Genomic DNA, 12,344 nt, shown 5'->3' on the forward strand with positions numbered 1-12,344 from the left:
GGCTGTCGGCGCCACCGGCCGATCCACTAGCCTGACGTGGTCCGGGCGGAGATGGAGGAATTCGTTGAAGCGGTTCGTGGTCCCTCCGACCTGGCCGTCGCCGCCCCGCCGTAGTTGGGTCCCACCGAAAACCTGGCGTCCCGACCCGTCCTGGCCACCGCCTCCAGAAGGTTGGCGATTCTGGATCGACGGCAAGGGCAACCCGGTCCGCGGTCCGGTCGGCCGGTACGGCGGTCCGTCCCGCCGAGTGCTGTACGCCGGGATCGGCGCCGCGGTGCTGTTCCTCGGGATCAACTTCTGGGCCTTGTCCGCGATCGGCCTGTTCAGCGGCGACTCCGACTCGCAGGCTGTGCCGGTGGTCGACGACCGTTCGGCGACCCCCTCGGCGACCCAGACCCCAGTCGTGCCCCCGCGGACGACGCAGCCGACCTCGGTGCCACCGCCGGTACAGAAGACGACCGTGCCGCCGACCACCAAGACGACCCAGCGGCCGACCAGGACCCGGACCACCGAGGAGGCGGAGGACAAGCCGGATCCCAAGCCGACCCGGACGACCAGGACCACGAGGCCGCCGCGGCCGAGCACCACCACTCCGAGCCGCGAGGAGATCCTCCGGCAGTACTGCGTCCAGCGCGGCTGGGATCCGGAGTGGTGCGATCCGGACAACTGGCCGGACGACCCGGCCGACGATCCCCGCAACGAGCCCTGATCAGACCACGTTCCACTCCGAGCGCCGGCCGTCGTACCGGAAGCGGCGCGCGTCCAGCGGGCTGACGTCGACGAACGGCTCGCGGCCCAGGTAGAGGTCGCGGATGATCTCGCCGACCGCGGGTCCCTGCAGGAAGCCGTGACCCGAGAAGCCGGTGGCGTAGAGGAACCGGGACACGCCGTCGGCCTCGCCGATCAGCGCGTTGTGATCCGGTGTCACCTCATAGAGCCCGGCCCAGCCACCGGTCAGGCCGACGTCGAGCAGTGACGGGGCGCGGCGTTCCATCGCGGCGGTCAGCCGCGGCAACCAGGTCTCGGTGCGGTCCAGACGGAAGCCGGGCTCCTCGTCCGGGTCGGACATTCCGACCAGCAGACCGGGTCCCTCGCGGTGGAAGTAGAACGTGCTGCTGAAGTCGATCGTCATCGGCATGCTCTGCGGCAGATCCGGGATCGCCTCGGTCACGACGATCTGCCGTCGCAGCGGGGTGACCGGCAGGTCGACCCCGAGCGGTGCGGCGAGCTCCGCCGACCATGCGCCTGCCGCGCAGATGACCGTGCGGGTCCGGACGTCGCCACGGCTGGTGCGGACCGCCCGGATGGAGTTGTCGTCCGCCTCGATGCCGAGAACCTCGCAACCGGTGACGAGCGTCGCGCCGAGCCGGCGGGCGGCCGTCGCATACCCGAGTACGACGGACTCCGGCGTACAGTGCCCGTCCGCCGGGGAGAAGCAGGCGCCGGCCAGACCGTCCGGGGCAACGATCGGCGCGAGCCGGACGGCTTCGTCGACGTCGATCATCCGGGTCGGTTGACCGGCCGCGTTCTGCAGCCGGGTGCTCTCGCGGAACAGCTCGAGCTGATCGCCGGTCTCCAGCAGGAAGAGATAGCCGACGCGATGCAGGTCGATCTCCTGCCCTGGCCGCTCGCCGAACCGCGCGAACGCCTCCAGGCTGCGAGCACCCAGCGCGATGTTGAGCTCGTCCGAGAAGTTGGCGCGGACTCCGCCGGCCGCCTTCGACGTGGAACCGGAGCCGAGCTGGTTCCGCTCCAGCAGCAGCACGCGTTCCACCCCGGCCTCGGCGAGATGGAACGCGATGCTGGCACCCATCACGCCGCCGCCGACGATCACCACGTCGGCGGCGTCCGGCAGGGCCGCGGCCATCAGGGCAGCTGGAAGGAGAGGTCGGCCTCGACCGTCTCGGTGTCCATCTGCGCCTTCTGCAGCTTGCCCGAGTAGTCCCAGTTCAGCGACTGCCACCGGGTGAACTGGTCGAGCACCCAGATGCCGCTCTGCCGGGAGCCGTTGCCGGACTTCCCGTTGCCGCCGAACGGCAGGTGCGCCTCGGCGCCGGACGTCGAGTTGTTCACGCTGACCATGCCGGCCGAGATGCCCTGCGCGAACCGGAACGCCTTGTTCGGGTCGGTGGTGTAGATCGAACTGGACAGCCCGTAGCCGGACTTGTTGCCGAGGGCAATCGCATCGTCGAGGCTCGAGTACGTCGTGATGCCGACGACCGGACCGAACGTCTCGTTCATGAACAACTCGTCGTCCGGACGGACGCCGTCGACGATCACCGGGTGGTAGAACAGCCCGGCCGCGGGATCCCCGACGAATCCGGACCTCGGGTTGTCCGCGCTGACCCGGCCGGTCGCGCCGATCACCTGATGGTGAGCCGCGATCCAGCCCAGCGACTTCTCGAACCCGGCGGCGAACTTCTCGTCCAGCAACGGACCGAACAGCACGTCCTGTGCCGGATCACCCATCGCCGCGTCCGCAACGGCACGACTGAATCGGGCGACGAAGTCGTCGTGGACCGACTCGTGGACGATCACCGTACCGAGCGAGGTGCACCGCTGACCCGCCGTACCGAAGCCGGAGAACAGCGCGCCCTCGACGGCCAGGTCGAGATCGGCGTCCTCGGTGATCACCATCGGGTTCTTGCCACCGAGCTCCAGGCACGGCGTCTGCAGGTGGCGGCCACACAACTCACCGATCCGGCTGCCGACGGCGCTCGATCCGGTGAAGCCGACCTTGTTCACCAGCCCGGCCTGCAGCGCCTGCTCGAGTCCGGTGAAGGTGTCCGGCCCGTCGGCGTACACGACGTTGAAGACCCCGGCCGGTACGCCGGAGTGCGCGAAGATCTCGTAGAACGCGTCGGACACCACGGCCGAGTACTCCGCCGGCTTCCAGACCACCGTGTTCCCGCACAGCAGCGCGGGCACGATGTACCAGGACGGTACGGCGACCGGGAAGTTGCCGGCCGTGATCACGACGACCGTGCCGACCGGCCGTCGGAACGTGAACAACTGCTTGTCCGGCATCTCCGACGGGACCGTCTGACCGTAGAGCCGGCGGCCCTCGCCGACGAAGAAGTCGCAGGTGTCGATGATCTCCTGCACCTCACCGCGCGCCTCGGCGATCGGCTTGCCGATCTCGCGGGTGACGAGCGCGGCCAGCCGCTCCTTGTTGGCGGTCATCAGCCGGCCGACGTTCGCGATCACCTGACCTCGCTGCGGAGCCGGTGTCGCGGCCCACGCGGCCTGGGCGTCCCGGGCAGCCTCGGCGGCCTTGACGAGAACCTCAGGCCCCGCGCTGCCGACCGTCCCCACCACATCGCTCAGCCGAGCCGGGTTGGTCGACGGCGTACGCCGTACCGCCTCTCCCACTCGCTCGCCACCGATCACCGACACAACCTCAGTCGCCATGAAGCATCCCTTCGCGCACGTTTGCCCCCACCCTCACCCACCACCCCACCCCCTGCCAACCCACGCCTCCCCGTCTGGTGGGCTGACCCATGCGCCTGTGGGTTGGCCAGTGGCGTGCGGTTGGCCAACCCCCAGGCCGCTGGGTCACCCCACGAGCGCGCGCGCGGGGTGGGCGTGTGCTGGCGGTCTGGTGGGCTGACCCATGCGCGTGTGGGTTGGCCAGCGGCGTGCGGTTGGCCAACCCACAGGCGGCTGCGTCAGCCCATGAGACGGGGAAGGTCAGGCCACCCACAGGCGGCTGGGTCAGCCCATCAGACGGGACGGTCAGGGGTGGGGGGTTGGGGGTGGTGGGACTTCGTTCCCCGGGTAGAGATCCGGGATCGGGATCGGCATCCGCCACAGGTGCGACTTCGGGCTGATCATGCCGTGCCGGATCGCGACGTACCGGAGCAGGCGGAGCGGGCCGGCGATCAGGATGAAGGCCAGCGGGAGCTCGACCAGGAAGGCGCTCAGCAGCGCCTGGGTGAGGTCGGCGCCGCGGTGGCTCGTCATCGTGTCGAACCAGGCGTCGCAGATCAGCAGGACGCCGGTCGCGAACGCGGTCGGGAAGACCAGCAGTTTCCGCTTCCACCCGGCCAGTGCGGTCAGCACCAGCATCGCCACCAGCAGGATGTCGAAGCCGACCCAGGTGGCGACCCAGTTCCGGGCGACGTAGTGACTGGGCAGGGTCATCGCCAGATAGACGGTCCAGGGGATCAGCGCGAGCGCGCAGAGCAGCATCAGCGCGGTCCGCCACTTGCGGATCCGCTCGATCGTCCGCAGCGACGGCATCCCGCCCGGTTGGTGCGGTACCAGCCGCAAGATCAGGTCCCGCCGTTCGGCCGGAGTCATCGCCGCGATCTCTTCGTCGGTCAGGTCCACCTCTCCAGTATGTCTTGTGATTGCATTCACAAGCCGGTAGGCTGACGCCCGGAAGCAACTGTCGATGAGACAGATGAGGTGTGTGGGCATGACCGAGCGCAAGCCAGCCAACATGTCGCAGCAGGACTGGGTCGACATCCAGATCCAGCAGGCCCAGAAGCGGGGCGAGTTCGACAACCTCGCGGGTCAGGGCAAGCCGCTGACCAAGTTGGCCGACCCGCACGATCCGGACTGGTGGGTGAAGGACTTCATCCGCCGGAAACAGATCGACTCCGAAGCGCTGCTGCCACCCGCGGTGCTGCTGCGCAAGGAGAAGCAGAAGGTCCAGGAGACTGTCGCCCGGATGCGCCGTGAGTCCGAAGTGCGCGACTATCTCGCGGATCTGAACCAGCGGATCCTGGTCAGCATTCGCGACACCACCGGCCCGGTCGTTCCGGTCGGCACTGTCGACGAGGAGGCCGTCCTGGCGCAGTGGAAGGCGGATCGGCCCGAGCCGGTGCCCAAGCCGTCAGGCGCCAGGTCTACGGAAGCCCCGCCGAAGAAGTCGCTCTGGCAGCGGCTGTTCACCTGAGCAGTTCGCGGACCGCGATCTCGATCGTCCGCTCGCTGAGCAGCACCTGACGGGACGCGTCGCCGAGCGGGACGAACGAGTCCTCCGACGCCACCCTGGCCAGCCGGCCAGCGTAGCCGTGGTCGATCAGCGCGGCCAGGACGCCTTCGGACACGCCGCCGGACCGCCGGGTCTCGTCGACCACGAGCACGCGTCCGGTGGCGGTTGCCTCACGCAACAGATCCCCGATCGGCAGTGGCGCCAGCCACCGCAGGTCGAGCACCCGGACTCCGGGCACCCGTGCGGCCACCCGCAGACTCATCGGCAGACCGTTGCCGAAGGTGACAAGGGTCAGGTCCGTCCCGTCGCCGTACGTCCGGCCGCGCCCGATCGGCACCGGTTGGTCCGGGTACGGCGTCAGCCACTGATCGTCCCCGTCGTCGTACAGATCGCGCCGGTGATAGAGCGCGATCGGCTCGAGGAACACGCTGACCGTGCCGCACGATCGCGCCGCCGCGGCGCAGGCATGCAGCATCGCGGCCGCGTCGTCCGGCCGGGAGGGTGACGCGATCACGAGTCCCGGGATGTCCCGCAGTACGGCGATCGCGTCGTCGTTGTGGAAGTGGCCGCCGAACCCTTTCTGGTAGCCGTAGCCCGCGATCCGCAGCACCATCGGATTCGAGTACTGCTCCTGCGAGAAGAACTTCAGCGACGCCGCCTCGCCGCGCAACTGGTCCTCGGCATTGTGCAGATACGCCAGGTACTGGATCTCCGGGAGCGGCAGCAACCCCGAGACCCCGGCGCCGAGCCCGAGCCCGAGAATCGACTGTTCGTCCAGCAGTGTGTCGAACACCCGGGCCGGTCCGAACGACTTCTGCAGTCCGCGGGTGACGCCGTACACGCCGCCCTTGCGGCCGACGTCCTCGCCGAACACCATCGCCTCCGGGTACGACGCCAGTACGTCGGCCAGCGCGCGGTTGATCGACTGGCTCAGTGTCAACCGTTCCGTCGTACGACTGGGTCGAGGCAACGAGTCCGCGACAGCCTCGGGGTCGGGGAACCGCAGCGGGGAGGCGACGGCCTCGGCGGACGACAGTTGCGGCAGGCCCGACACCTCGGCCGCGATCCGCATCACCTCGGACCGCTTGTCCTCGTACAACTCGATCACGTCGTCCGCGTCCAGCCCTGCGCCGAGCAGGAGCCTCGCCGTACCGAGCAGCGGGTCCAGCTCCTCGTCGGCCACGAGCTCGGCGGGCGATCGGTACGCCGCTTCCACGTCGGAGCCGGCGTGGCCGAGCAGCCGGACGGTCCGCAGCCGGAGGAAAGCAGGCCGCCGGTTCCGCCGGACGAACGTGGCCGCCTCGGTCGCCATCGTCAGCGCCGCGGCCACATCGGTGCCGTCGGCATCGAAGTACCGCAGGCCGGGCCGCGATCCGTAGGCCTGCCTGATCCAGCCGTCCGGGGTCCGCACGCTGATCCCGATCCCGTTGTCCTCACAGACCAGCAGCAACGGCATCGGCAGGCCCTGATACGACGCGTGCAGCGCGGCGTTGATCGCGCCCGTCGCGGTCGAGTGGTTCGCCGACGCGTCGCCGAAGCTGGTCACCACGATCGCGTCCGACGGCCACGGCGACGGTACGCCGAGCTTCGCTGCCCGGGCCAGCGAGAACGCGACACCCATCGCCCTCGGCAGGTGCGAGGCGATCGTCGACGTCTGGGGGATGATCGCCAGGTCGTGCCGGCCGAACACCTTGTGCCGGCCGCCGGCGATCGGCTCACTGGTCGCGGCCGCGACCCCGAGCAGGATGTCACGCAGCCCTTCCTTCGAGCCGGCCTGGTCCGCGCGGGCGAGGTAGAACGCGCCGGAGCGATAGTGCAGCAGCGCCGGATCGGTGGGCCGGAGTGCGGCGGCGACCGCGGCGTTCCCCTCGTGGCCGGCGGATCCGATCGTGTAGTAGCCCTGCCCCTGCGACTGCATCCAGCGCGCTGCGAGGTCCGCGTGCCGGCTGCCGAGCTGAGCGTCGTACAGGCTCCGCAGCTGGTCGGCCGTGTAATCACACGGGACGGGCTTGAGGGCGCGGACGCGCTCGGCGTACCGCTCGTCGACGGCGGTCACCGGGTGGATCCTGCGTCGGCCGGGGCAGGGCGGGCGCGGTCAGAGTCCGCAGTCGAAGCCGTCGTCGTTCGGGTTGGCGTCGGCCAGGACGTCCATGATGCGACTCGCGCGTCGAAGGTCCTCATCTGATACATGATCGGCGAAGAACGTCGAGACCACAGCTTCGACCACGGGTTGGGCAGCCGCGAGCGCCTCCCGCCCGGCCGGCGTGAGCTCGGCCCAGGTGGCCCGGCGATCCTCGGGCGTGTTCCGGCGGACCACCCAGCCGTCCTTGTCCTCGAGCTTGCCGATCAGCCGGGTCGCGCCGCTGCGCGAGATCATCAGCTCCTTGGCCAGCGGGGCCATCCGCATCCGGCCGCCGGCCTGGTCGAGGGCCCGCAGGACCTCGTGCTCGAAGTAGCCCATCTTGAGCCGGCTGCGCAGCGTGTTGTCGAGATGGGCGTAGAGCAGCGTGTCCGCGCGGTACAGCGCCCGCCAGGACTCGAGTTGCACGGCACTCATCTGCTTCGTCGGCATGGGCAGCAGTCTACGACGATGAGTGCGCAATACAACTGTTGACGCGTGAACTGTTCTCCTGTGTATGCTGACCGGACGTTGCCGAGAGGGGGATTGTCGTGGGCTCGATCCGTTGGAAGGCCGTGCGCCCGCTGCGGCACCGGGATTACCGGCTGCTGTGGACCGGGCTGGCGGTCGCTCTGCTCGGTAGCGGGCTCTGGCTGGTCGCACTGGCCTGGCAGGTGATCGAGCTCGGCGGCGGACCGGTGCAGCTGTCGGTGGTGACGACGGCGTACAGCATCGGGCTGGTGGTCTGCGTGCTGTTCGGGGGTATCGCGGCGGACCGGTTGTCGCAGCGCAGCGTGATCGTCGCGGCGGACGGCGTACGTGGTCTGGTCCTGCTGGTCGTCGCCGGGCTCGCGTTGACCGAGCTGCTGGAGGTCTGGCATCTGGCGACTGCGGCAGTGCTGATCGGAGCCGGGGAGGCGTTCCTGATCCCGGCGTACACGGCGCTGGTGCCGAAGCTGTTGCCGGCCGACGAGCTGCTCGCGGCGAACGGACTGGAAGGGACGCTGCGGCCGCTGGCGCAGCAGGCGACCGGGCCGGCGCTGGGTGGTCTCGCAATCGCCGCGATGTCGCCCGGGATCGCGATCCTGATCACGGCGCTGACCTACTTCTTCTCCGCCGGCTGCGTCCTCGCGATGCGCGTGCGGGCCACTGCCGGCGAGGCGCCGGCGGACGAGGTGCCGCAGACGATCTTCGGCGACCTGCGCGAAGGATGGGCCTACGTACGACGTACCCGGTGGCTGCTCGCGTCGCTGCTGTTCGGCACGGTGTTCGTGCTGCTGATCCTCGGGCCGCTGGAGGTGCTGCTGCCGTTCGCGATTCGCGACCAGCTCGGCGGTGGGCCGAGCGACTTCGGTCTCGTGCTGGCGGCGTTCGGCGTCGGCGGTGCGGCCGGTGCCTTGCTGATCTCGTCGCGGAGCCTGCCGCGGCGGTACCTGACCGTCATGACGCTGATGTGGGGCGTCGGCTCGCTGCCGTTCGTGCTGCTCGGGTTCGCCCGGGAGCTGTGGGTGATGGCAGCGGGTGCGGCCGTGGTCGGAGCGACCGGGTCGGCCGCGATGGTGATCTGGGGCACGTTGCTGCAGCGCCGGGTCCCGGACCGTCTGCGCGGACGCATCTCCAGCCTGGACTTCTTCGTCTCGCTCCTGCTGATGCCGTTGTCGATGGCGTTGGCCGGACCGGCGGGTGCCGTGTTCGGATTGACGGCGGTGTTCATCGTCGCTGGTGTCGGCCCGGCAGTGGTGTCACTGTTGGTCGTGTACTTCGGCCGGATGCCGTCGGACGAGATTGCTCACCCGCTGGACCATCCCGTCACGCCGGCCGGCTCGCCCAGCGCCGCCTGATTGCGCGGCCCCGGGGCGGGGAACGGTGCAGAGGGGCTGTTCGTTCTCCGGGGTAGAAGTGTGGTTACGGGGTGGGTGACACGTGAGGTGTTCTGTGGCGACGAGTGAGTTCTGGTGAGGGGTCATTCCGCGTTGATGCGGCGGATGGCGATCGCGGCCGGACTCGGTGTGGGGACAGCAGGGGTGCTCGCGGGTGTCCTGCTGCTGGGCCCACTCGCGGCCGTGATCCTGCTGACGGTTGTGTTCGCATTGGTCTGGCCGCTGGCCGCGGTGATCCGGCACGTGTCGGACGAAGCGCCGTACCAGTCGTCGGTGACGGTCGCGGCCGCTGCGGCCGCTGCTGTGCTGTGTTTGCCAGGGTTGGTGCGTCTGCTGGCCTGGGGTGCGGTCGGGTTCGCGGTGGCGCTGGTCGCGGCGACGCTGTTCGTGCTGCTCGACCTGGTCCTGCCGGAGCGGCGGCACCGTACGTCGCGGCGGCGGCGGAAGCTCGAGCGGATGACCGAGCGGCAGGGGTTCGAGGACGAGGCGCTGATCGCGTCGCTGCAGTGCCCGCTCAGCATCGAGGAGTTGTGCGGCGTCTGGACCGAGACCGCGACCCAGCTTGCCCAAGGTGCCGGCCCACGCGACCGCCAGGCAGTCGCCGAGGTACGCCGGATCTGCCTCGACGAATTCGAACGCCGCAACCCCGACGGCTTCCACCGTTGGCTGGAAGCCGGCGCGCCCGCCAACCCGGGCAGCTACCTGCTCCCCACTCCGGGAGACGGCCCGACCGCCCTGTGAGTCAGGCCGCCTTCTTGCTCCTGGCGGACCTCCTGGCGGACCTCTTGGCCGTCGCCTTCTTCGCCGTGGTCTTCTTCTTCGCGGTGGTCTTCTTCGCAGGGGACTTCCTCGTGCCGCGGGACTTGCGCGCGGACTCGACACTGGCGCGCAGCGCGGCGACGAGGTCGGTCGGGTTGGTGGCCTGCGGTTCCTCCTCGGCGAACACGACCTCCTTGCCCTTGTGCTTGGACACGACCAGTTCCTTCACCCGCTCGGTGTAGGTGTCCTTGTAGGCGGACGGTTTCCACTCGCCACTCATCGCCTCGATCAGGTCGGTCGCCATCGACAGTTGCTTGCCCGCCGACGACTTGCCCGGCAGGTCGTCCAGCTCGTCGGCAGGATCGCGGATCTCGTCGGCGAAGAACATCGTCTCCAGCACCAGGACCTTGCCCTTGGCCCGGATCGTGGCCAGATACTCCTTGCCACGCATCACGAACTTCGCGATCCCGGCCCGGTTCGTCTTGGCCAGCGCGTCCCGCAGCAGCGCGTACGACGACGCGTTGTCGCCGTCCTTCGGACCCAGGTAGTAGCTCTTCTGGAAGTGGATCGGGTCGATGTCGTCCAGATCGACGAAGGTGGAGATCTCCAGCGCCCGCGACTTGCCCGGCGCGATCTCGTCCAGCTCGTCGGGCTCGACGATGACGTACTCGCCACCGCCGACGTCGTGACCCTTGACGATCTTGTCGAAGTCCACCTCCCGGCCGGTCCGCTCGTTCACCCGCTTGTAGCGGATCCGGTCCGAGGTGCCCTTCTGGAACTGGTGGAAGTCGAGCTGGTGCTCGTCGGTGGCGCTGTACAGCCCGACCGGAACCGAGACCAGTCCGAAGGTGATGAATCCGCTCCAGATCGACCGCGCCATCCGTCTCTCCTCTCGTACCGCCCCCGCCGGTACCCAGTTCAGAGCCGGTTGTACCGCTTGCGCGCCTCCCTGCTCTCCTTCTGCGCGTCCCGGGCGGCCCGGCGGGCGTCGTCGAGCTCCCCGCCCAGCCGTCGTACCAGCTCCTGTGCGTCGGCCAGAGCCTCGCGCGCGTTGTCGAGCTGGGTGTCGAGATCCTCGACCGTGGATTCGGCCTCCTGGGCCGCGGTGACGGCGTCCTCGAACGCCTTCTTGGCCTTCGCCTTCTCGGCGGCCTCGCGTTCCTCCTCCTTGCGCTCCGCGGTCTCGCGCTTCTTCCGGGCAGCGGCCGATTCCTCGTCGGCCTCGGCCTGTTGCGCCTTGCGCCGGTCGCGGGCGGCCTGGCGGCGTTCGTCGGTGAGCGGGGTGACGTTGGTCGGTTCGCCGGCCTCGTCGACGACGCCGAAGCCGACGTGCCGTAGCGCGCTGCTCAACCGGCCTTCGCGTACGGCGTCGCCCGCGGCCGGATCCACCAGCGCCGCATCGAGCGTCTCGCGCAGCTTCTGCCCGACGTCGGCGCTCACCTTCTGACCCTCGTCGCCGGCGACCCGGATGGCCTCCTTGGCGAGCTTGTCCAGCAACTGATGGCGTCGCGGTGTCAGCTCACGCAGCCGGTCGCCGTCGAGATCGGCGGTCGCCTCGCGGAACTCGTCGCCCAGTGCGAGCAGGTCGTCGAGCTCGTCCGGCAACTTGCGGGCGATCAGGTTCGTCACCCAGGCCGCGACCGTCGGCTTGCGCATCGCCTTCAGCCGGGTCGAACCGAGCTGGTCGCCGTCCGCCTTCAGCTGCTTGGCCAGCTCGTTGCGAGTAGCAATGAAATCGGCAGCCGGCGCCGCGTAGAGAGCATCCGCCGCCTCCTCGAAGTCCATGGCGGCGACGCTACCCGGAATTACCCCGTGGTGGGGCCGGGGCGCACGACCAGTTCGGCGCGCAGCCGCTCCAGGATGCCGCGGAGCAACCGGGACACCTGCATCTGACTGACGCCCAGCTCGTGGCCGATCTCCTCCTGGGTCAGCCCGTTGCGGAACCGGAGTTCGAGGATCCGCTTGTCCCGGTCGCCGAGGTTCGCCACGGCCGGCGTGAGGGTGTGGACGTCCTCGACCAGGTCGTAGCCGTCCTCGTCGTCGGCGACCGAATCGAGCAGGCTGATCGTGCCGTCGACCGTGCCCGGCGCGTCCAGCGACAGCGTGCTGAAGCAGCCGCGGACCGAACTGGCCTCGGCGATCTCGGCCGGGTCGGTGCCGAGCGCCTCGGCGGTCTCCTCGGCGCTGGGCACGTGTCCGAGTCGCTGGATCAGCTCAGGCTCGGCGGCCGCGATGCTGCCCTGCATCTCCTGCACACGGCGCGGCGGCCGGACAGTCCAGGCACAGTCGCGGAAGTAGCGCTTCAACTCGCCCCTGATCGTCGGTACGGCGTACGAGAGGAACGCTGTGGACGCGTCCAGCCGGTAGCCGTTCGCGGCCTTCACCAGGCCGAGGTAGGCGACCTGTTCGAGATCGTCGGGATCCACGCCCTTGCTGCGGTAGCGCGAGGCGATCGAGCGGGCGACGGGTGCGTTCAGAATCACCACCGCGTCAAGCAGCTCCTGGTGCCGCGGATCCGGCACCTCATGGGCTTCGAGCAGGAGTTCATGGGTGGTTTCGGCTACGCGCTGCTTGGAATCCTCAACGCTGACAGCTGCGATCGTCACGGGAGGGACCTCGTCGTGTCGTCGTATCGTGCAGGTCG

The 12,344-nt window shown here is 69.4% G+C and carries 12 protein-coding genes; 4 read left to right on the top strand and 8 right to left on the bottom strand.

Annotation, left to right across the window (positions count from 1 at the left end):
- The first annotated feature begins 64 nt into the window (after positions 1-64).
- Entirely contained in the window at positions 65-709 is a 645-nt protein-coding gene (locus AB0I34_RS11360) for a hypothetical protein (RefSeq protein WP_360443220.1), read from the top strand.
- On the opposite strand, the gene AB0I34_RS11365 is transcribed toward AB0I34_RS11360, so the two are convergent.
- From AB0I34_RS11365 to AB0I34_RS11375, 3 genes are all read right to left on the bottom strand, one after another.
- Positions 710-1,867, bottom strand: coding sequence for an FAD-binding oxidoreductase (locus AB0I34_RS11365; protein WP_360443223.1), 1,158 nt, complete (start codon positions 1,865-1,867; stop codon positions 710-712).
- Positions 1,867-3,411: an aldehyde dehydrogenase family protein gene (locus tag AB0I34_RS11370; protein ID WP_360443226.1), complete on the bottom strand. Its 1,545-nt coding sequence runs from the start codon at positions 3,409-3,411 to the stop codon at positions 1,867-1,869. Before AB0I34_RS11370 ends, AB0I34_RS11365 begins: the two co-directional genes overlap by 1 nt.
- Before the next feature lie 324 nt (positions 3,412-3,735).
- A complete protein-coding gene (locus AB0I34_RS11375; protein WP_360443229.1) occupies positions 3,736-4,332 on the bottom strand; it encodes a hypothetical protein in 597 nt (198 codons plus the stop codon).
- An 88-nt stretch (positions 4,333-4,420) separates the two neighbouring features.
- Here AB0I34_RS11375 and AB0I34_RS11380 point away from each other — a divergent pair, with 88 nt between their 5' ends.
- The gene (locus AB0I34_RS11380; RefSeq protein WP_360443232.1) at positions 4,421-4,903 is read left to right on the top strand and encodes a DUF1992 domain-containing protein; all 483 of its coding nucleotides are present in this window, start codon (positions 4,421-4,423) and stop codon (positions 4,901-4,903) included.
- Here the strand turns inward: AB0I34_RS11380 and AB0I34_RS11385 are convergent.
- Both AB0I34_RS11385 and AB0I34_RS11390 read right to left on the bottom strand, forming a co-directional pair.
- Complete coding sequence (locus tag AB0I34_RS11385; RefSeq protein ID WP_360443235.1) at positions 4,896-6,998, bottom strand: thiamine pyrophosphate-dependent enzyme; 2,103 nt, start codon at positions 6,996-6,998, stop codon at positions 4,896-4,898. The two genes, AB0I34_RS11380 and AB0I34_RS11385, sit on opposite strands and share 8 nt — an antisense overlap.
- 39 nt (positions 6,999-7,037) lie before the next feature.
- The gene (locus tag AB0I34_RS11390; protein ID WP_360443238.1) at positions 7,038-7,514 is read right to left on the bottom strand and encodes a MarR family transcriptional regulator; all 477 of its coding nucleotides are present in this window, start codon (positions 7,512-7,514) and stop codon (positions 7,038-7,040) included.
- 98 nt (positions 7,515-7,612) lie between these two features.
- Between AB0I34_RS11390 and AB0I34_RS11395 the strand changes: the two genes are divergently transcribed.
- Positions 7,613-8,902, top strand: a complete 1,290-nt coding sequence (locus AB0I34_RS11395; protein WP_360443241.1) for an MFS transporter — start codon at positions 7,613-7,615, stop codon at positions 8,900-8,902.
- Positions 8,903-9,016: 114 nt separating this feature from the next.
- Positions 9,017-9,682, top strand: coding sequence for a hypothetical protein (locus AB0I34_RS11400; protein WP_360443244.1), 666 nt, complete (start codon positions 9,017-9,019; stop codon positions 9,680-9,682).
- A gap of 1 nt (position 9,683) precedes the next feature.
- Here AB0I34_RS11400 and AB0I34_RS11405 read toward each other — a convergent pair whose 3' ends face one another.
- From AB0I34_RS11405 to AB0I34_RS11415, 3 genes are read right to left on the bottom strand one after another with little or no spacing between them, the layout of a single operon-like run.
- Positions 9,684-10,580, bottom strand: a complete 897-nt coding sequence (locus AB0I34_RS11405) for a Ku protein (protein WP_360443247.1) — start codon at positions 10,578-10,580, stop codon at positions 9,684-9,686.
- 38 nt (positions 10,581-10,618) lie between these two features.
- A complete protein-coding gene (locus AB0I34_RS11410) occupies positions 10,619-11,485 on the bottom strand; it encodes a hypothetical protein (RefSeq protein ID WP_360443249.1) in 867 nt (288 codons plus the stop codon).
- Positions 11,486-11,505: 20 nt separating this feature from the next.
- Positions 11,506-12,306, bottom strand: a complete 801-nt coding sequence (locus AB0I34_RS11415) for a sigma-70 family RNA polymerase sigma factor (protein ID WP_360443252.1) — start codon at positions 12,304-12,306, stop codon at positions 11,506-11,508.
- Between the last annotated feature and the right edge of the window lie 38 nt (positions 12,307-12,344).

Origin of the sequence: Kribbella sp. NPDC050281, assembly GCF_040655855.1 — a bacterium.
In the GTDB taxonomy this organism is placed as follows: domain Bacteria; phylum Actinomycetota; class Actinomycetes; order Propionibacteriales; family Kribbellaceae; genus Kribbella.